At 61.4% G+C, this 20,165-nt stretch carries 18 protein-coding genes; 13 read left to right on the top strand and 5 right to left on the bottom strand.

The window, feature by feature from the left end; all coding sequences use genetic code 11:
• Nucleotides 1-4 precede the first annotated feature (4 nt).
• The 3 genes from A4F85_RS29650 (at nucleotide 5) to A4F85_RS29645 (ending at nucleotide 4,589) form a co-directional block, all read left to right on the top strand.
• Entirely contained in the window at nucleotides 5-1,237 is a 1,233-nt protein-coding gene (locus tag A4F85_RS29650; protein ID WP_082848202.1) for a polysaccharide pyruvyl transferase family protein, read from the top strand.
• Between the two features lie 89 nt (nucleotides 1,238-1,326).
• Entirely contained in the window at nucleotides 1,327-3,669 is a 2,343-nt protein-coding gene (locus A4F85_RS13190; protein WP_082848201.1) for a glycosyltransferase, read from the top strand.
• Nucleotides 3,666-4,589 (top strand): class I SAM-dependent methyltransferase, encoded by a 924-nt coding sequence (locus A4F85_RS29645; RefSeq protein ID WP_197485490.1) that lies wholly within the window; start codon nucleotides 3,666-3,668, stop codon nucleotides 4,587-4,589. The genes A4F85_RS13190 and A4F85_RS29645 overlap by 4 nt, the downstream gene beginning before the upstream one ends.
• 4 nt (nucleotides 4,590-4,593) lie before the next feature.
• Here A4F85_RS29645 and A4F85_RS13185 read toward each other — a convergent pair whose 3' ends face one another.
• The 4 genes from A4F85_RS13185 to A4F85_RS13175 form a co-directional block, all read right to left on the bottom strand.
• On the bottom strand, nucleotides 4,594-5,856 hold the full coding sequence (locus tag A4F85_RS13185) for an ABC transporter ATP-binding protein (protein ID WP_063326832.1): 1,263 nt from the start codon (nucleotides 5,854-5,856) through the stop codon (nucleotides 4,594-4,596).
• Nucleotides 5,846-6,664 carry an ABC transporter permease gene (locus A4F85_RS13180; RefSeq protein WP_063326831.1) on the bottom strand — a complete coding sequence of 273 codons (819 nt, stop codon included), beginning with the start codon at nucleotides 6,662-6,664 and terminating at the stop codon, nucleotides 5,846-5,848. Before A4F85_RS13180 ends, A4F85_RS13185 begins: the two co-directional genes overlap by 11 nt.
• A 79-nt stretch (nucleotides 6,665-6,743) precedes the next feature.
• Nucleotides 6,744-7,430 carry a 2OG-Fe(II) oxygenase gene (locus A4F85_RS29640; RefSeq protein WP_082848200.1) on the bottom strand — a complete coding sequence of 229 codons (687 nt, stop codon included), beginning with the start codon at nucleotides 7,428-7,430 and terminating at the stop codon, nucleotides 6,744-6,746.
• A 235-nt stretch (nucleotides 7,431-7,665) separates the two neighbouring features.
• On the bottom strand, nucleotides 7,666-8,466 hold the full coding sequence (locus A4F85_RS13175; protein WP_063326830.1) for an IclR family transcriptional regulator: 801 nt from the start codon (nucleotides 8,464-8,466) through the stop codon (nucleotides 7,666-7,668).
• A 278-nt stretch (nucleotides 8,467-8,744) separates the two neighbouring features.
• Here A4F85_RS13175 and A4F85_RS13170 point away from each other — a divergent pair, with 278 nt between their 5' ends.
• From A4F85_RS13170 to A4F85_RS13125, 10 genes are all read left to right on the top strand, one after another.
• On the top strand, nucleotides 8,745-9,749 hold the full coding sequence (locus A4F85_RS13170) for a sugar ABC transporter substrate-binding protein (protein WP_063326829.1): 1,005 nt from the start codon (nucleotides 8,745-8,747) through the stop codon (nucleotides 9,747-9,749).
• The gene (locus tag A4F85_RS13165) at nucleotides 9,746-11,296 is read left to right on the top strand and encodes a sugar ABC transporter ATP-binding protein (RefSeq protein WP_063326828.1); all 1,551 of its coding nucleotides are present in this window, start codon (nucleotides 9,746-9,748) and stop codon (nucleotides 11,294-11,296) included. The genes A4F85_RS13170 and A4F85_RS13165 overlap by 4 nt, the downstream gene beginning before the upstream one ends.
• Nucleotides 11,286-12,302 (top strand): ABC transporter permease, encoded by a 1,017-nt coding sequence (locus A4F85_RS13160; protein WP_063326827.1) that lies wholly within the window; start codon nucleotides 11,286-11,288, stop codon nucleotides 12,300-12,302. Before A4F85_RS13165 ends, A4F85_RS13160 begins: the two co-directional genes overlap by 11 nt.
• Before the next feature lie 54 nt (nucleotides 12,303-12,356).
• The gene (locus A4F85_RS13155) at nucleotides 12,357-13,106 is read left to right on the top strand and encodes an SDR family oxidoreductase (RefSeq protein ID WP_063326826.1); all 750 of its coding nucleotides are present in this window, start codon (nucleotides 12,357-12,359) and stop codon (nucleotides 13,104-13,106) included.
• An 18-nt stretch (nucleotides 13,107-13,124) separates the two neighbouring features.
• Complete coding sequence (locus A4F85_RS13150; RefSeq protein ID WP_063326825.1) at nucleotides 13,125-14,015, top strand: fumarylacetoacetate hydrolase family protein; 891 nt, start codon at nucleotides 13,125-13,127, stop codon at nucleotides 14,013-14,015.
• A 7-nt stretch (nucleotides 14,016-14,022) separates the two neighbouring features.
• The gene (locus tag A4F85_RS13145; protein ID WP_063326824.1) at nucleotides 14,023-15,300 is read left to right on the top strand and encodes an L-fuconate dehydratase; all 1,278 of its coding nucleotides are present in this window, start codon (nucleotides 14,023-14,025) and stop codon (nucleotides 15,298-15,300) included.
• 3 nt (nucleotides 15,301-15,303) lie between these two features.
• Nucleotides 15,304-16,221: an amidohydrolase family protein gene (locus A4F85_RS13140; RefSeq protein ID WP_063326823.1), complete on the top strand. Its 918-nt coding sequence runs from the start codon at nucleotides 15,304-15,306 to the stop codon at nucleotides 16,219-16,221.
• Nucleotides 16,222-16,237: 16 nt separating this feature from the next.
• Nucleotides 16,238-17,014, top strand: coding sequence for an SDR family oxidoreductase (locus A4F85_RS13135; RefSeq protein ID WP_063327976.1), 777 nt, complete (start codon nucleotides 16,238-16,240; stop codon nucleotides 17,012-17,014).
• A gap of 16 nt (nucleotides 17,015-17,030) precedes the next feature.
• Nucleotides 17,031-17,378, top strand: a complete 348-nt coding sequence (locus A4F85_RS13130) for an L-rhamnose mutarotase (RefSeq protein WP_063326822.1) — start codon at nucleotides 17,031-17,033, stop codon at nucleotides 17,376-17,378.
• A 307-nt stretch (nucleotides 17,379-17,685) separates the two neighbouring features.
• Nucleotides 17,686-18,741, top strand: a complete 1,056-nt coding sequence (locus tag A4F85_RS13125) for a porin (RefSeq protein WP_063327975.1) — start codon at nucleotides 17,686-17,688, stop codon at nucleotides 18,739-18,741.
• Nucleotides 18,742-18,766: 25 nt separating this feature from the next.
• Here A4F85_RS13125 and A4F85_RS13120 read toward each other — a convergent pair whose 3' ends face one another.
• Complete coding sequence (locus A4F85_RS13120; RefSeq protein WP_063326821.1) at nucleotides 18,767-20,164, bottom strand: efflux transporter outer membrane subunit; 1,398 nt, start codon at nucleotides 20,162-20,164, stop codon at nucleotides 18,767-18,769.
• Between the last annotated feature and the right edge of the window lies 1 nt (nucleotide 20,165).

The raw sequence follows: 20,165 nt of genomic DNA, 5'->3' as shown, positions 1-20,165 counted from the left end.
AAATATGACTAAATTTGAGTCAGATACGCAAGAAAAAAAGAGACCATGGCGCATAGGTATCTTTGGTACTTTTGACGTTCAAAACTATGGAGATTTGCTTTTTCCGATACTTGCGGAAATGGAGCTTTCGCAACGGCTGGGTTCGGTGGAACTGATTCCGTTTTCATACCATGCCAAATCTCTGAAGGATTGGCCATACAAGGTGGTTTCTCTTGCCGATCTGCCCAACATGGCGATTGAACTCGATGCCATTTTGATAGGTGGTGGTTTCATCATTCGCTTCGACTCATTCGTCGCGCCTGGATATGTGCCGACCGAAGCGTGGATTCATCATCCCACAGGATATTGGTTGACCCCAGCCTTGATCGGGGTCCAGCTTGGAATACCGGTCATCTGGAATGCTCCGGGCATGCATTGCAATGAAATACCGCAGTGGAGCCATCCGTTGCTTTCCTTGGTGTTGCAGTCCAGCCCCTACATTGCGGTGCGTGATGAGCCCAGCAAGAAGGCACTGGAACAATTCGTGGATCATGACCGTGTGAAGCTGGTTCCCGACACGGCATTTTCGTTGGGTCAGCATATGAATGACCACCCTGCGCAAGAAGAGGCCAGAATTCTTAGGGAGCAACTGGGCCTGAGGAAGCCTTATGTAGTCATTCAGGCGACCCAGAATCTGGAAAAATTCACAGACCACATCAAACGGTTTCGTTCCGAGTTGCCAGACCTCGAATTTCTTCTCTTGCGTCTGGGCCCGGTGCTGTGTGACCATGAGGCGTTCATTGATCGAGAATTGCCAAATACCTACAGCCTGCCTGAATGGCCATCGCCCATGGTTCTCGCGGCACTGGTCGCAGAATCAGAAGGTGTTGCTGGTCATAGTTATCATCTTGCGATAACTGCACTTTGTGCAGGAATTCCTGTATTTACGCCCAGTGATATTTCAATAGGGAAATTCACCGCACTGTCGAGGTTCAGCACCGTGTATCCATTGTCTACGATGGATTGTGATGATCCACACTGGCTGAGCAGTCGTATTGGTCGAAAGAGTCCATTGGATTTGATGGCGAATGCGCGGGATGAAGTGAGGCAGCATTGGGACCAGGTGGCTGATTCCATCAAGTCCAGCGGCTCGAGTTCAAGGATCGCAATGAACAAATTCCTGATGTCACTGCCGTTTCTTCTTGAGAGTGATAAAAGCGGAACAGCGGAGACGGGATTGCAGGGGAAAATTGATTGAGTCAATGCAGGCCTGCTGATGATTCATTGAAAGAGCGTCCGAGGTCATACCAACCAGCCATTCGATTCGGATCCATCCTATCAATTTCCATGAAAAATAATACTGAAGAGCAATCGCTATGTTCCTCCACTGTCGGTATCCCAGAAGGGGAGGTAGATCAGTCCGGCATGGGAGGGCAATCTGGAGTTTCACGTGGGGAAATCCTCGCCTTGCGACAGACCATTGATGAGCTGGAGCGGGAGCTGAAACACAGCAAAGATATCATTGCATCGCGTGATGTGGGGATTGCATGGCTCAGGAGCGAAGTTGCTGCAATAAAGTTGACGCTTGAGCGGCGAAGGAAAAGCTTCCGATACCTGATGGTCGATGGCCTGCATCTGATTGCAGACCGCTCCCGATTGGCTCGAAACCTGGGGAACATGCTGCTACCCAGCCGGTTAAAGGCCCTGTTGCACTCGGAGTCTCTCAAGAACCAACTGTCAAGCCAGCTGCACGCCCTTCAATCTCTGCAAGGAGATGAGCAAGCATTGTTTCCTGGGGTCAGCAACGGGAAAATGGATATTGTCTGTTTTGCCAACATCGAGTGGTCTGCCCGTTACCAGCGGCCGCAGCATATCATGTCTCAATTCGCGGCCAAGGGGCATCGCATTTTCTATATTGCGCGCTCCATCATGCCGGCACAAGGCGAACCGTATGTCATGAAGCAGGTTGCCTCGAATATCTATGAAATAGGGCTTGAGTTTCATGATTCCGAAGACTTCTATGCGCACAGGATGTCTCAGGAAAATAGGGGCGCCGCCAACAGATCATTGGCACGGTTGATGGTGGACGCCAAGATCAGAGAGGCGCTGATCGTTGTTCACCTGTCTTACTGGACAGCATTGGCGGTCGAACTCCAGCAGAAGCGAGCCTGGCGCCTCCAATACGATTGCATGGATGAGTGGGCAGATTTTCCAGATATAGGTCAGCAACTTCTCCAGGAGGAAGAAATCCTGATCGACAAAGCTGATCTGGTGACTGTCACGGCTTCCTTGCTTGAGAAGAAGTGGCAGGCCGCCAGCAAGAAATGCATCCTGGTCAGAAACGGGGTGGAGTTTGAATTTTTCTCGTCCAACTGTGTGAAGAATGAGCTTCTGGCACACTTGGAAAAACCAGTCATCGGATTCTACGGTGCACTGGCTCCCTGGGTTGATTTCCAACTCGTGCATTATTTGGCGGCACACCGCCCGAACTGGAGCTTTGTGCTTGTCGGCGATTGCTTCGTCAAGGATCTGGCTGGAATAGATCGGTTGCCCAATGTGCACTTGCTGGGGAAGAAGGCCTACGAATACATGCCACGCTATCTGCATGGCTTTGATGTCTGCCTGATCCCATTCAAATTGAACAAGGTCACCCATGCGGTGGATCCTGTGAAATTCTATGAATACATAAGCGTGGGCAAGCCCGTTGTCAGTGTTCCTCTGGAGGAGATGACAATATATGGAGACTACGTTTACTTCGCCCGGGAATATGCGGATTTCCTGAACAAGGTCGAGGTTGCGCTGAAGGAAAATGATCCAGGTCTGACCCAGCGCCGAATTCAGCTGGCCAAAAATAATGACTGGCACCACCGCTATCTTTCAATGGAACAGGCGCTGCAGACCTTGTATGAAAAATGTTCCATCGTCGTCGTCAGCTACAACAACGCCGATCTGACGCGACAGTGTATTGAGAGCATTGTGGCCCGTACGATGTATCCCAACTACGAAGTGATCATCGTGGACAATGCTTCCCAGGATGACACTCGTGACATGCTACGCAGCATGCAGCGTCAATTCCCGGGCTTGAAGTTGAAATTGATCATCAACGATCAAAACCGTGGCTTCGCTGCGGCCAACAACCAAGGCATTGCGCAGGCCGAGGGGAAGTATGTCGTACTCCTCAACAACGATACCGTGGTCACCAACGATTGGCTGGAGTCCATGCTTCGGCATTTGCAGAACAGTGACATAGGTCTGGTGGGGCCGGTAACCAACTCCGTGGGAAATGAGGCGAAGATCGCCGTTGACTACGTCAATATAGAGCAAATGCACGAGTTTGCCGCTCGCTATACGATTGCAAACGAGGGGCGTCACTTTGAAATTTCCGTATTGGCCATGTTTTGCGTGGCAATGCGTCGTGAGGTGTTCGATGAAATCGGTGAGCTTGATGAAGCGTTCGGCATTGGCATGTTTGAAGATGATGACTACTGCCGCCGAATACAGTCGGCTGGGTATCGGACTGTGTGTGCGGAAGACTCCTTTGTTCATCACTATGGACAAGCTTCGTTCAAGAAGCTGATTGACTCAGGTGAGTATCAGGCGATCTGGGACCGGAATCAGGCGTATTTCGAGAAAAAGTGGGGTGCATGGACGCCCCATACCAATAACCGCAACACCGAAAGGCTCACATGATTTCTGACGAAGAAATTACCGCGGCGCACTGGTCGAAGAATGTGGCGAGCTCCGATGCGTTTTCTCCGCAACTGTACTGGCTTGCCATTCCGGTCGTACAGCGGCGTTTTCAGAGAAAGGCCTGTGCCGGTACCCGGCATGAATGGTGGGGAACCTATTGCATGGAGGAATTTTTTGATCGCCCGCAGTCCTCCGCAAAAATGTTGAGCATTGGTTGCGGAAGTGGCTCTCTGGAACGCGAACTGTTCCGGTTGAACGCTTTTGGAGAATTTGATGCCATTGATATTGCCTCTGGCGCCATCGATATTGCCAGAGCCGAGGCTCGTTCAATGGGGGCAGACAATATCAACTATTTTGTCAGGGATGTTCAAAGCGTTCCGCTGGGAAGCGGGATCTACGACGCTGTCTGGTTCAATGGATCTCTGCACCACATAAAGCATCTGGAATTGGTTTGCCAATCCGTTCGTGCGGCACTTAAGCCTGGGGGATGGGTGTTTTTCAATGAATACGTAGGAGCAAATCAGTTTGCGTTCAACGAATTCCAGCGTACCGTCATCTCCAGCGCGTTTCAATTGCTGCCACCTGCGTATCGTCGGTCTTTTCAAGTGGAACATTTTGGAAAGGTGCAGCATGCAGTCCAACTGCCCGATCCGATTGAAGTGGCAAGGGTTGACCCGTCCGAGGCCATCAGGTCACAGGATATACGAAAAGTACTGTCCGAGAACTTTGTTGAATGTGCATTCAATCCCTGTGGTGGGAATATATTGCAATTTGCCTTGCACGGAATTGCTGGAAATTTTGTGGAAAGCAACCCGCGTTCAATGGCATTGCTTGAAATGCTGTTTCAGATAGAGGATGCGTTGATCTCGAACAGTTTTCTTGAATCGGATTTCGCTGTCGGTGTCATGAGGGCTCCCTGATCCATCAGGTTGATTTCTGGTTGTTGGGCGCCGATGTATCCAGCTCAATCCCCAGATCTACGATTCCGAGAAATGGAGTATTGCGCCCGGTGACCGTGTCAAAGCTCAATAACCCCACTTGTTTGTCGATCAGCAGAGATGTCTCTTCAGTATGTCCATTCATCAATTTGATGGTGATGTGATACCGACCGGGTGCCAGCTTGGCTGGAAAGCGGAAGGTGAGGCTTGCTTCCAACCATTCGCCACACGGCATGCGGGAAGAGATTTGAAAGTTTTTCCCACCCACCACAAGAAGTCTTGCCTCTTGTACGGTGAGGCTGATATTGGGCAAGAGGACGGATTGATGAAATCGACAATTGATTCTGATGTCGATGGTCTCGCCAAATACGAATGATGAGTAGTGACTGCCTGTGTTGGTGAAGTGGGCGGAGATGATTTCACCCTCTGTAGTGCCGAAGGCGATACGCGCATCATTCACTGTGGTCTTCAATGCTACAGGCGTGGCGCCGCCGCTGGCCCATTGGCGTTGCTCATCCCTCATATCGAGTAAGTACATTTCCGCCATCTCTTCAGGGGAGCCTATTGATTTCAACCTTCCTTCACTGAGGTAAATGGCCTTGTTGCAGAATCTCTTAACCATGCTCATATCGTGAGATACAAAAAGCAGTGTCGTCCCTTTTTGTGCCAGTGCCTCCAGCCGCCCGAGACATTTGAACTGGAATGAGGCATCTCCCACCGCCAATGCTTCATCAATGATCAGAATATCTGGGTCGATACATACAGACACGGAAAACGCCAGCCGAACAAGCATTCCGCTTGAATAGGTTTTGGTGGGTTGATCCATGAAATCACCGATATTTGCAAAATCAGCGATTTCATCAAAGCGGGCATCCATTGCCGCTTTGTCCATGCCGAGCAATGCGCCATTGAGGTAGACATTTTCTCTGCCTGTGAACTCGGGGTTGAAGCCTGAGCCCAATTCCAGCAAGGCTGCGATCTTCCCTCTGGTCACGATATTTCCAGCACTGGCATTGAGTGTGCGACAAATCAGCTGCAATAAAGTGGATTTTCCGCTCCCATTTCGACCAATGATCCCGACGGCATCGCCTTTGTTGACGCGAAAAGAGATATCCTTCAGTGCCCAAAACTCGCGAAATCGTCGCCGTCTCCCAAAGGGAAGCATCTGCATGAACCGGTCCTGCGGGCTGTCATAGACCCGGTAGCATTTGCTCAGCGCTTCAACCTCGATGGAGAAATCAAAGGACATCGGCAAACCCCTCACGGCTTTTCTGGAAGAAGCAGAGTCCCAGGAAGGCGAAAAGACCGGACGCAAGAGTTGATGCAAGCAAAGGCATCGCATCCGGTGTTTTCCCCCAATAGAGCACCATCCGTGCATTCTCGATGACTTGAGCCAATGGATTGAGTTCGATCAGGCCTTTCAGCTCAGCAGGCAAAGTGCTTGTCGGATAGAAAATGGGAGTCAAAAACATCAAAGGCAATAGTAGCGCACCAATGATGTGCCCCACATCCCTAAAATAAACGCCGATGGCACTGAAGATCCATGAAAGTCCCGCCGTCATGAGTAGCAGCGGCAGCAATATCACAGGGTAGAGAATGACAGTCCAATGAGGCAGCCCGATCACCAAGCTGTAGAAAGCAAGCAAGACCAGCAGGCTGATACCCATGTGAAATACCGCTACTCCAAGGCTTGTCCATGGCAAGATCTCAAGAGGAAAGACTATTTTCTTCACATAGTTGGGTGTGGATGTGATCAATGCCGGCGCACGGGTGACACATTCTGAAAATAGCCCAAAAACCGTCATTCCAATGAATATGAGAATTGCAAACTCAAAAGATGAGCCGTTACCTCCGATCCATTTGACTGAGAATACATTCTTGAATACCAGGGTATAAACCATCAGCGTAAAAAATGGGCTGATGATTGACCATAGCCAACCCATGACCGAGTTTCTATAGCGCGAATCTATTTCGCGCATGACAATGGCCTGTATCAAATGCCTGTGCTGCCACGGAATAATTGGCTTGGCGATGTCTCCGAATGCTATTTTGGGCATATGCTTCTAGTTTCGAGACAGGCCGAAGAAATGCTCATCAATATGCAAACGGCGATTGTGCTGGTTGGTGCAAGCTGCTTCAGCCTCCAACATAGTCGTGCAATTCCAATTCCGAGCCAGGTGGCCACATTGAGCTTATGGACCCCGGCTGATAGAAAGTCACTGTCACACTGCGACGCGATTCACGTACCCGTGCAGAGACCTGGGTCACCTCATGCCAGGAATCATCTGAACGCACGAAGGCTGCCGAGTTCCCGACAATGGGGTTGACAAGGGCTGCGACGTCCTTTGCATCTGATGAGTTCAATATTGCAAGGCAACCACCGTCTGCCGGAAGCCAGTGCTCATTGAAATAGAACACATGCGTAACCTTTTTCTCTGGAAGATCACGGTGTGGCCCGAGAAGTGCCCCGGATCCATAGTGGTAAAGATTCGCCTCCATGGGGAAATTGGACAAATCGATGCCTGTGAGGGATGACATGGCATTGCGGTAATTGTTGGAAATCAAGTCTTGAGCGAACCTTACCCAGCTAGGACTTAGGTATTCTGGGCGGGATATGCGATTTTCGCCCATGGGAACCAAGGAGCGGGCATCGTATCGATAGTCTTTTTCTCCCCCATAGGCTTCTATGGTCCGGAAGTGATCGGATGGGTAAGTCTGAGCAAGCGAAGCACAATCCTGTGCGGAATACAGGTCAGATATTTCCGCCCAGCGGAAAGGAGTTGCATTCAATTGGCAATTCAAAATTTTATTGAAATCGAGCATCGCTTTGAATTATGGAGTGGTAATTAATTATACGATTTTCATAAGAATAATCAACGCCCGAACTGCAACTCTTGCGTTAGGTCATGCATGACTTCACAGTGTGATGAAAGTATTAGTTTTTAACCAATAACACGGCTGTGCGAAAGATGGAATGGGGTTGTCTACCTGTTTGGTGCGGTAGCGGCACATGCGTCCCTGGCTGTCCATGCGCCCGGCAAGTCTCGCTTGCCAACCCTCATCCTTCACCGTGCGTTTGCCTGTTGAGTGATAGCTGTCCCGTGGCCTGCAGCAGCAGTGCACGCGCAGCGTCCAGCGAGGGACCCGCATGCTCATCGATCCGCCGGATATAGGGAGATGTGAGCACAGCCATGGCCTGACCATCGGGTCCGAGGATGGGGTAGGAGATGTCCACCACACCATAGGACTGCAGGCTTTCGCTCTGCCTGTAGCCCGTGCTGCGTATCTGTTCCAGCATGTCGTGCAGCTGTGCCTCGGGCAGATGTACCTCGCCTTCCAAAGGCGTGTGCTCGGCCAGCATCTGCGCGCGGCGTTCGGGTGTCTGGCAGGCCAGCAGCACATGGCCTGACCCGGTGTCCAGCAGCCCGACGCGTGCGCCCAGCCTGATCGACAGGCCCCAGTTCCCGGGGCCGGGGACCTGGGCCACGATCAGGACATTGCCACGGTCGTAGAGGCCCAGGTGGCAGGACTGCTCGGCCTGCCGCGCATAGGCATCCATGACGGGCAGGGCCTGGGTCACGAGGCGGTTGACGGGCGGGTGGCGGTGCGCCAGCGCGAACATCTTGAGGCTGAGCGCATGGCGGTCACCGCCGGCTGAGCGCATCACGTATTGCCGGGCCACCAGCCGCTCGAGCATGCGGTAGATCTCGCTGGGGCCCCGGCCCAGTTCCTTGACGATCTCGGCCCGCGTCAGTCCATCGGGGTGCTCGGCCAGCAGCTCCAGGATGTCCAGCCCCTTGTCCAGTGCCGGCGCGCGGTAGCGCTCGCTGTCTTCTGCGTTGTCCAGTGCTTTGCTCATGCGTGCAGATCTTACGTTCGGGATAGGACTGATCCTGTTTTGGAGGATGCCTTGCGCATCGGGGCAATGCTCTGGGTAAACCATAGGTGCCGAGTTTGAATTTATTCATAAATAATAAATTCATGGATGAATGATCTTGCCGAGCCAAGGCATTTTGGTCATAGGCAAGAGGCGATCCCGTCACACCGCCGCACCGCCGGAGTCCCGGCACACATGAGGAGGCCAGTTCCATGGCAGCACTGCATGGCGTTTCTCAGGCACCGGCCAAACGGGTCGGCATGGCTTGGCGGTTCTCAGCCGCTGTCGCGGCGCTGGCATGCGCGGGGGCTGCGCTGGCGGTGGAACCCGGCCCGGCGCAGGGCAGGATCGGGGTCAACCTGCCGCTGCTGACCTCTCCGTTCTGGCAGGCCTACAACGGCTACCTCCCGCAAATGGCGAAGGCCATCGGGGTCGACATCCTGGCGCCGGTGAACTCCAACCAGGACCCGGCCCAGCAGATCACCGATGTGGCCAATCTGATCAACCTCGGCGCCAAGGGGTTGGTGGTGGCGCCATTGGATTCGGCGGCCATTGGTCGCGCGCTCGCCTTGGCCGAGCAGGGGAAGATTCCTGTGGTGGCGGTGGACGTGGCGCCTACCCGGGGCAAGGTGGCGATGGTGGTGCGTGCCGACAACCGCGCCTATGGCACGCGGTCCTGCCAGTACCTGGGCGCGCAGGTGAAGGCGGGCAAGGTGGTGCAGATCATGGGCGACCTGGCATCGGTCAACGGCCGTGATCGGGCTGAGGCTTTCCGCAGTTGCATGAAGGATTTCCCGGCGCTGCAGGTGCTGGAGATTCCCGCGGCCTGGAAGTCCGATGCCGCCGCTGCCGCGCTCGATGGCCTGCTGTCCGCCCATCCGGACCTGAAGGGCATCTACATGCACGCGGGCGGCGTCTATCTGGCGCCTACGCTGCAGACGCTGCGGCGCAGGGGGCTGCTGTATCCGGCCGGCGATCCGCGGCACATCGTGGTGATCAGCAACGACGGCATCGCCCAGGAACTGGACGCCATCCGCAAGGGCGAGATCGACGCCACCATCTCGCAGCCCGCCAATCTTTACGCAAAGTTCGGCCTGTACTACATCAAGGCAGCGCTGGCCGGGCAGAAGTTCAAGCCCGGGCCCACCCCGCATGGCAGCCGCATCGTGGAGGTGGCTCCGGGCATTCTGGAGGACCAGTTGCCCGCGCCCGTCGTGACGCGCGAGAACGTGGATGACAAGTCGCTGTGGGCGAACCAGCCATGACGATGCCACCTGTGTCCCCGCTGGACAGACCGGGCACGCCGGTGATGGAGGCGCGTGGGCTCGGCTTGCGTTTCGGCTCCACGACGGCCTTGCACGATGTGAGCCTGGCGGTCATGCCGGGCGAGTCGCATGCACTGGCAGGCCGCAACGGCGCAGGCAAGTCCACCTTGGTCGCCCTGCTGACCGGCCTGCACCAGCCCGGCACGGGAAGCATCCTCTTCAACGGCCAGCCCGCGCCTGCGGTGGCCGACCGCATGGCCTGGCGCCAGCATGTGGCCTGTGTCTACCAGCATTCGACCATCATCGGCGAGCTGTCGGTGGCCGAGAACCTGTTCATCAACCGGCAGCCGCTGCGCCATGGCTGGATTTCCTGGCGGGTGCTGCGGCGCGAGGCAAGGGCCTTGCTGGATGCCTGGCAGATCGATGTGCACGAGGATGCGCTGGCCGGGGATCTGACGGTTGAGGCGCGCCAACTGGTGGAGATCGCACGGGCGCTGTCGCTGGGCGCGCGCTTCATCATCCTGGACGAACCCACGGCGCAGCTGGACCACGATGAGACGCGGCGGCTGCTCAGGCGCGTGCACGATCTGCAGCAAGGCGGCGTCACGTTTCTCTTCATCTCGCACCACTTGCAGGAGATCTATGAGATTTGCCAGACGGTGACCGTGCTGCGCGATGCGCGCCATGTGGTGACGGCGCCGGTGGCGCAGTTGCCCCGGCGGGCACTGATCGAGGCCATGACGGGCGAGCGGGACAGCCTGGCCGGCTCGCCTTGCGCCGCCCACGCACCCCTGGCAGGCTGGGGCACGGGCGTTGCCCCCGTGGTGCTGGCGCTGCAGCAGGTGTGCGGCAAGGGTTTCGGGGCTGTCAGCCTGCAGGTGCGGCGTGGCGAGATCGTGGGGCTGACAGGCTCCACCAGCAGCGGGCGCACGGCCGTGGGCGAGGCGGTGGCGGGCCTGCGGCGCACCACGGCAGGCCGGATCCTGGTGTCGGGCCGCGTGCTGCCGCCCGGCGATGTAGGCGCCGCGCTGGCGCACGGCGTGGGTTGCGTGCCGCAGGACAGGCACCGCCAGGGCCTGGTGCCGGGGCAGTCCATTGCCGAGAACGCCACCATGACCATCATGGACAGGCTGGGCCGGTTCGGCTTCGTTGCGCCGGCGCGCCGGCAGGCGGCAGCGTTGTCGGCCATGCGTGCACTCGATGTGGCGGCCAGCGGGCCGCAGCAGGCCGTGTCCGGCCTGTCGGGCGGCAACCAGCAGAAGGTGGTGATGGCGCGCGCCCTGGCCAGCGAGCCCGATGTGCTGGTGCTCATCGATCCCACTGCGGGTGTGGATGTGAAGTCCCGGCAGGCATTGCTGGCCGTGGTGGAGGGTGAGCGAAGGCTGGGCCGGGCCGTGCTGCTGGCGAGCAGCGAGCTGGACGACCTGCGCATCTGCGACCGCGTGCTGGTGATGTCGCATGGCCATGTGGTGGCCGAACTCGCCAGAGGCTGGGACGACGGTGAACTGATTGCCTCCATGGAAGGAGTGAGCCTGCATGCGCACTGAAGCCTTTGTCTCGCCGAACACGGCTGTGCCCGTGCCGGCCGCCGGGCGGCTCGCCCTGCACCGGCTGCGCGACTATGCGCTGGTCCCTGCGCTGGCCCTGCTGTTCGTGCTGGGAGCCTTGACCAGCCCCAGCTTTCTGACACCGGCCAACCTGGTCAGCATCCTGGGGGCCTCGGCAGCCCTGGCGCTGGTGGTGCTGGCGGAGTCGCTGATCATCATCACGGGCAAGTTCGATCTGTCGGTGGAGTCCACGGTGGGCATTGCGCCAGCGGTGGGCGCCATGCTGGTGATTCCCGCAGCCTCGGGGGGCTTTGGCACGGAATGGCCGGCGGCGGCGGGGCTGCTGGCCATCGCGGCCGTGGGCGCATGCACGGGTTTTCTCAATGGCCTGTTGGTCGTCAGGCTGCGGCTCAATGCCTTCATCGTCACGCTGGCGATGCTGATCGTGCTGCGCGGCGTGCTGGTGGGCGCGACCAGGGGCGGCACCCTGTTCGACATGCCGCAGCCTTTCTTCGCCCTGGCCACGGCCACGCTGCTGGGGCTGCCGCTGTCGGTCTGGCTGGCGGCGCTGGCGTTCGGCACGGCTGCCGTGGTGCTGCGCCACCACCGGCTGGGCCGCGCGCTGTATGCGATTGGCGGCAACCCCCATGCGGCGCGCGCGGCGGGCATCAATCTGGACCGTATTACCTGGGGCGTCTTCGTGCTGGCCGGTGTGCTGGCCGCAGTGGGCGGGCTGGTGGTCACGGGCTATGTGGGCGCCATCAATGCCAACCAGGGCAGCTCGATGATTTTCACGGTGTTCGCGGCGGCCGTCATCGGCGGGATTTCGCTCGATGGCGGCAAGGGCTCCATGTCGGGTGCGCTGTGCGGCGTGCTGCTGCTGGGCGTGGTGCAGAACCTGCTGACGCTGGCCCAGGTGCCATCGTTCTGGATACAGGCCATCTACGGCGCCATCATCCTCGGTGCCCTGATGCTGGCCCGGCTCGCAGGTGAGCAGCAGCAATAGGCGCGGCCCGCGAATCGCCCGTGCAGAACCCTTTTCAAGGGAAGGAATGGCTCCATGAGACTCGCCGGAAAACACATTCTCGTCACCGCAGCCGGGCAGGGCATAGGGCGTGCCTGCGCGCTGATGTTTGCCCGCGAGGGGGCCAGCGTGCTGGCCACCGACATCAATCTGCAGGCGCTGGCCGAGCTGGAGGGCAGGGATGGCCTGCGCACGCGGCGGCTGGATGTGACGGATGCGGCCGACATCCTTGCACTGGCCGGGCAGGAGAGGGCCTTCGACGCACTGCTCAACTGCGCGGGCTTCGTGCACCACGGCAGCATCCTGGACTGCAGCGACGAGGACTGGGCCTTTGCGTGGCAGCTCAACGTCACCTCCATGCACCGCATCATCCGCGCCCTGCTGCCCGCCATGCTGGCCCAGGGCGGCGGCTCGATCATCAACATGTCGTCCGCGGCCTCCAGCGTGAAGGGCGTGCCCCTTCGCCATGCCTATGGCACCACCAAGGCTGCCGTGGTCGGGCTGACCAAGGCCGTGGCGGCCGACTTCGTCACGCAGGGCATACGCTGCAACGCCATCTGCCCTGGCACGGTGGAGTCCCCGTCGCTGCAGGCGCGCATCGCCGGCCAGGCCCGGCAGCAGGGCGTGCCGCTGCAGCAGGTGCGCGCGGCCTTCGTGGCGCGCCAGCCCATGGGGCGGGTAGGCCAGCCCGAGGAGATCGCCGCGCTGGCCACCTATCTCGCCAGCGATGAATCCCGCTTCGTCACCGGCACGCTGAGCGTGATCGACGGTGGCTGGTCCAACTGAACTGCACAGGAGCGCGCCATGAAATTGCTGCGATACGGCCCCAGGGGCCATGAAAGACCGGGCCTGCTCGATGCGCAAGGGCGTGTGCGCGACCTCTCGGGCGTGGTGGACGACATTGCCGGCCCTGTGCTGCTGCCGGACAGCCTGGCGCAACTGGCCGCCCTGGACCCCTTGCAACTGCCCCTGGTGGAGGGCGTGCCGCAGCACACGCTGCGTCTGGGCCCCTGCGTGGGGCGGGTGGGCAAGTTCGTGTGCATAGGCCTCAACTACTCGGACCATGCGGCCGAGGCCGGCATGCAGGTGCCGCCCGAGCCCGTGGTGTTTGGCAAGTGGACCAGTGCCATCTGCGGCCCGGACGACGCCATCGAGATTCCGCCCGGCTCCGTGAAGACGGATTGGGAGGTGGAGCTTGGCGTGGTCATCGGCCAGGGCGGGCGCCATATCGACGAGGCCCGGGCCATGCAGCACGTGGCGGGCTATTGCGTGGTCAACGACATCTCCGAGCGCGAGTACCAGCTCGAGCGCGGCGGCACCTGGGACAAGGGCAAGGGCTGCGACGGCTTCGGCCCGCTGGGGCCCTGGCTGGTCACGGCCGACGAGGTGCCCGATCCGCAGGCGCTGCGCATGTGGCTGGATGTGGACGGCCGGCGCATGCAGGACGGCAGCACGGCCACCATGGTGTTCGGCGTGGCCTTCCTCATCAGCTACCTGAGCCGCTTCATGAGCCTGCAACCGGGCGATGTGATCTCCACCGGCACGCCGCCGGGCGTGGGCATGGGCCAGAAGCCGCCCATGTACCTGCGTGCCGGGCAGGCCATGCGGCTGGGCATCGCCGGCCTGGGCGAGCAGCGCCAGACGATGGTGGCGGCCCGCGTGCAACCGAATCCCTCGACAACCGGCAAGGCATGAGAAGACCATGACGCGAATCCTGTCCCTGCGCGTGCTCGATGTGCGCTTTCCGACCTCCAGTCACCTGGATGGGTCTGACGCCATGAACCCGGACCCGGACTACTCCGCCGCCTATGTGATCCTGGAGACGGATACGCCCGGCCTTGAGGGGCACGGGCTGACCTTCACCATCGGGCGCGGCAACGAGGTCTGCTGCGCTGCCATCGCGGCCATGCGGCACCTGGTGGAGGGCGCGGAGCTTGACTGGATCCGGGAGGACATGGGGCGCTTTTGGCGCCACATCACCTCCGACAGCCAGTTGCGCTGGATCGGCCCGGACAAGGGGGCGATGCACCTGGCCACCGGCGCCGTGGTCAATGCCGTGTGGGACCTGTGGGCCAAGGCCGAGGGCAAGCCGCTGTGGCGCCTGGTGGCCGATTTCACGCCCGAGGAGTTCGTCCGCGCGCTGGACTTCCGCTACATGACGGATGCCCTGACCGAAGCCCAGGCGCTGGAGCTGCTGCATCGCCAGTCGCCGCGCAAGGCCGAGTGCATCGGCGTGCTGGAGCGCGAGGGCTATCCCTGCTACACGACCTCGGCTGGCTGGCTGGGCTATGACGACGACAAGCTGCGCCGCCTGTGCCGCGAGGCGGTGGCCGGCGGCTTCAACCACGTCAAGCTCAAGGTGGGGCGCAGCCTGCAGGACGACATCCGGCGCGTGTCCATCGCGCGCGAGGTGCTGGGGCCGGACCGCCAGCTGATGATCGACGCCAACCAGGCCTGGGAGGTGGGGCAGGCCATCGGCTGGGTGCGGGAGTTGGCCTTTGCCAGGCCCTGGTTCATCGAGGAGCCGACCAGCCCTGACGATGTGGAGGGCCGCCGCGCGGTGCGCGAAGCCGTTGCCCCGGTCCAGGTCGCCTCCGGAGAGATGTGCCAGAACCGCATTCTCTTCAAGCAATTCATCCTGCGTGGCGCCATCGACGTGGTGCAGATCGACGCCTGCCGGCTGGGAGGGGTCAACGAGGTGCTGCTGGTACTCCTGCTGGCCGCAAAGTACGGTCTGCCCGTGTGTCCGCATGCCGGGGGCGTGGGCCTTTGCGAGTATGTGCAGCATCTGTCCATGATCGATTTCGTATGCGTGTCCGGCACGCGTGACGGGCGCGTGATCGAGTACGTGGACCATCTGCACGAGCACTTCGTGGATCCCTGCGTGGTGCGCAATGCGGCCTATATGCCTCCCGGTGCGCCCGGCTTTTCCATCACGATGAAGCCGGAATCTCTCCACAGATACCGCTTCCCGGCCTGAGCCATGGACGAAGCACCTTCCCTTCAGCGCATAGACGCGCATCTGCACTTCTGGCATTACAGCGCCCGGGACTATCCCTGGATAGGCGAGGGCATGCAGGCGCTGGCGGTGGATTGCACGCCGGAGCAGGTATTGCCGCAGTTGGAAGCCTGCGGCCTGACCGGCGCCATTGCCGTGCAGGCCAGGGGCAGTGTCGATGAAACGCGATACCTGCTGGATCTGGCGCGGCGGCACGGCGGGATTTGCGGCGTCGTGGGATGGGAGGATCTGGTCTGCGACGGCATTGGCGAGCGCCTGCAGTCCTGGCGTGCCGAGCCGGCGCTGTGCGGGTGGCGCCATCAGGTGCAGGATGAGCCTGATGCCTCGGCTTTTCTGCGCTCTGCGGCATTCGCACGCGGTTTGTCCGTGCTGCAGCGACAGGGCTGGGCCTACGACGTGCTGGTGTTCGACCACCAGATGGACGCGGCCGTCGCCTTGTGTGCACGGCATGACGCGCACTGGATGGTGCTGGATCACCTGGGCAAGCCGCCACTGGCCGGGCTGGCGCGGGACCAGCACAAGGGCCAGGCCCAGGCCGCGTTCGGCCGCTGGCAGGCATCGCTGCAGCGCTTCGCCCCGCTGTCGCATGTCGCGTGCAAGCTCTCGGGCCTGGTGACCGAGGCCGACTGGCGATCCGGCCTGCGCGAGCCTGACCGGGCCTGCCTGCTCCAATGCCTGGACACGGCCTTGCAGGTGTTCGGTCCGCAGCGGCTGATGTTTGGCTCCGACTGGCCGGTCTGCCTGCTGGCCGCGCCATACGCCACGGTCTTTGAGCTGGTGGATGGTTGGGCGTCGTCGCGGCTGTCGGCCTCCGAGCGCGAGGCGCTGTGGGGCGGCACCGCCGCGCGCTGCTACGGCCTGCAGCCGCAAGGCATGACCTGACCACATGGGAGGCAGCATGGACCTGAACCTGAAAGACAAGACCTTCATCGTCACGGGCGGTGCCAGCGGCATCGGGGCGGCCATCTCGCTGCGGCTGGCCGGCGAAGGTGCGGTTCCGCTGATCTGCGGCAAGGACACCATGTCCGCGCGGTTCGAGGCGCAGCTCATGGAGCTGCAGCCCCGGGCCCGCCACTTCCGCTTCGACCTGGTCGATGAACAGGCATGCGGGGAGATGGTGGCCCGCGCTGCGGCGGACTGCGGCCACATCGACGGCCTGGTGAACAACGCGGGCATCAATGACGGCGTGGGCCTGGAGGCAGGGCGCGACGCCTTCGTGCGCTCGCTGCAGGCCAACCTGGTGCACTACTACGTCATGGCCCACCATTGCCTGCCGCACCTCAAGGCCAGCCGTGGCGCCATCGTCAACATCTCGTCCAAGACCGCGCTGACCGGGCAGGGCCAGGCCAGCGGCTACTGCGCGGCCAAGGGGGCCCAGCTTTCGCTCACCAGGGAATGGGCTGCCGCGCTGGCAGCCGATGGCGTGCGCGTCAATGCCGTAGTGCCCGCCGAGGTGATGACGCCGATGTACCTGCACTGGCTGGGCCGCTTCGACGCCCCCGGGCGCCAGCTGGAACAGATCAGCGCCCGGATTCCGCTGGGCCGGCGCATGACGGCGGCCGAGGAGATTGCGGACACGGTCGTCTTTCTTCTGTCCGAGCGGGCATCGCACACCACGGGGCAATGGCTGTTCGTCGATGGCGGCTACACCCACCTGGACCGCGCGCTGACCTGACCACCATGGAGACACCATGCGCCAATGCCTTGCACTCGACCTCAGGGATGATCCGGCGCTGATCGCCCGGTACGAAGCCCTGCATCACCGGATCTGGCCGGAGGTGGCGGCGCATCTGCGCAGCCATGGCGTCACCGGCATGGAAATCCACCGCCTTGGCACGCGCATGGTGATGGTCATGGAAACCGATGACGCGGTGCATGACCCCCGGGCCATGTCCCTGGCCGCTGCCATCGACCCGAAGCTGCGCAAATGGGAGGCGCTGATGTGGACCTTCCAGGCGCCCACGCCCTGGACACCTCCCGGCGACAAGTGGACTCCCATGGCCTGCATTTTCCGGCTGGCAGATGCTGCGGCGGACTGAGCATCCGGCGGCCATGCCCCATCCCCGAACGTCGCTCCGCCCCCCTTCCAGGGGAAAACACCGGGGCACCCGCGCCGCAAATGCATAGGTCTGCGCATGAATCGTTCAGGCCCGGCGCCATCCCTGCGGAGAATTCATGAAAGGAGCCTGCAGGGCATCGCAACCACGGGACTGCATGCGCCCGCAAGAACAAGAAGCACAAGAACAAGAAAAAGGGCTGGCGACCGGCTTCAAGCTGCTCCCCATGGCAGCCGTGCTGCGGCCATGGGGGTTTTCGCCAATCGGCAATGTCAAGGAGGAGAGGGAGATGAATAAACGCATGATCCGCAGCGCTGGCCTGGCCGCGCTTGCATTGGGCACGGCCCTGGCGGCCCAGGCCCAGAGTTCGGTCACGCTCTATGGGCGTGTGGTCGCGGGGGTGGACTACCAGAGCAATGTGTACGACCCGGCCACGGGGGGCTCTGGCAATCTGTGGCGGGCCGTGGGCAACCAGTGGGGCACGAGCATGCTGGGTTTCAAGGGGGAGGAGGATCTGGGCGGCGGGCTGCACGCGCTGTTCACGCTGGAGTCGGGCTTCAGCATCGACGATGCCAAATTCAACGGCGCAGGTTTCTTCAACCGCCGCACCTTCGTGGGCCTGCGCGGCGGCTGGGGCACGCTGAAGCTGGGCAAGGACCTGTCGATCTCGGATGCGCACTGGGCGCTGGACCCCACGGGCCAGCAGTTCATCGGCTCGGCCACGCTGGTGCGGGGGCGCAACTGGGGCGGGCATGACAACATGATTTCCTACGAAACGCCCAGCTGGGGCGGACTGCGCGTGCTGGCGCTGACCGGCCTGGGCGAGCAGCCGCAGGGCGCATCGCGGCTGCGCAAGGATGCGCTGTCCGTGTCCTATACCGCGCCCACGTTCGAGTTGCGCGCCATCTACGACGTGGCCCGCGATGCCAATGGCCGCTTCAGCGATCTCTACACCACCTCCCGCAACCTGACGCTGGGCGGCACGGTGACGCTGTCCGCGCTCAAGCTGTTCGCGGGCTATGAGCAGCTGTCCGCGCCCGACAGCGCGGCCGGCGTGCCCAACAAGGCGCGGCAGTACTGGATGGGCGCGCGCTACAAGGTGTCAGGCCCGCTGACGCTGATCGGGGCGGGCTACCGCACCACGGTCAACAAGGGCGGCGGCAGCGCCAACCTGTTCATGGCGGGCGCCGACTACGCGCTGTCCAAGCGCACGCTGCTGTACGCCAGCGTGGGCAATGTGCGCAATGGCGGCAATGCGAACTTCTCGGTGGAGACCACCAACAACAACCCGGCGCCTGGGGGCAGCCAGACCGGCTTCTACGTGGGCATGGCGCATTCGTTCTGACTCTGGCGGACCGTGGGTGGTGGCTTCAGGAAGCCGGCCACCCTCCGCCTAGGGCCTTGTGCAGCGTGAGCTGGTTCTGCAGGCGTGCCAGGTGCAGCGCGGACAGGGCCAGCTGCGCTGCGCGGCGGCGCTCCTGGGCGTCCAGCCAGGTGCGCAGCGGCACCTGGCCGGCGCGGTAGCGCGCTTCGTACAGCCGCGTGATTTCCACGGATTCCTGCGTGGCGCGCTGCTGGGCCTCTTCCTGGCGGGCCAGTTCGGTGCGGGCGGACAGGGATTTTTCCGTTTCGGCCAACGCGGCGTACAGCGTTTTGCGGAAGTTGACCACCGCCTCTTCGTACTGGCTGCGTGCAATGGCGGTGTTCAGCCGCATCTCGCGCACATTGAGAAACGGCAGGGCCAGGTTGGCGCCCAGGGCCGCCACGGGATTGGCCAGCACATCGAGCAGGGTGCTGCTGGAGGTGCCCAGGCCGCCGGTGAGCGATAGCCGGGGGTAGTAGCTGGCGGCCGTGGCATCGCTGCCGGCCAGGGCGCCGCGCAGCCGCAGTTCGGCGGCGCGCAGGTCGGGGCGGCGTCCCAGCAGGTCGGCGGGCAGGCCCGCCTGCACGGCGGGCAGGTCGGCCACGGGCAGCGCCTGGGGCTCGCCACCGGGCGGCTCGGCGCCCTGCAGCAATTCGGCCAATGCCTGGCGCAGTTCGGCGCGGGCCTGGGTGTATTGGCTCAGCAGGGCCTGCTGCTCGGCCAGGGTCTGCCGGGCCTCGCGCAGCTCCAGGCCGGACACTGCGCCGCTGCGGTACTGGGCCTGCACCAGGTCGTTGGTGCGGCGCACGTACTCCAGGCTTTGGCGTGACATGTCCAGGCGCTCGTTGGCCAGCGCCAGTTGCCAGTACAGGCTGGCCGTGGTGGTGGTCAGCGACAGCGCCACGGCATCCTTGTCCTGCACGCTGGCCTGTGCTTCGAAGACGGCGGCATCGCGCTGCGCGCCCAGCCGGTCGAACAGGTCCAGCTCCCAGGCCACGCCCAGTGTGGCGCTGGCGTTCTCCAGGGTGCTGCGCTGGCTGCCCGACAGCGGGCGGCTGGCGCCCGTGCCTACGCTGCCGCTGGGCTGGGGCAGCAGCGCATGGCCTGCCAGTTGCGCCTGCAGCGCGGCACGCCGCACGCGGATGCCGGCCGTGGCCATGTCTGGGTTGCGCGCCAGCGCCAGGTCAATCCAGGCATCGAGCCGCGGATCGCCGAAGCCGCGCCACCAGGCATCGGTCATGGGCGTGGGCGTGGGCGTGGGCGTGGCTGCCGGGGACGATGCCTGCGCATGTTCGAACTGCGCGGGCAGCGCCACCTGTGGCGCTTCGTAGGGGGTGCGCGTGATGGCGCCGCAGCCCGCAAGGGCCACGGCGCATGCCAGCGCGCTGGTCTTGAGCATATGCATG

Source organism: Delftia sp. GW456-R20 (assembly GCF_001622915.1).
Classification (GTDB): domain Bacteria; phylum Pseudomonadota; class Gammaproteobacteria; order Burkholderiales; family Burkholderiaceae_C; genus Comamonas; species Comamonas acidovorans.
The sequence above is the reverse complement of the archived record's forward strand: the minus strand, read 5'-3'. Positions and strand labels throughout refer to the sequence as shown.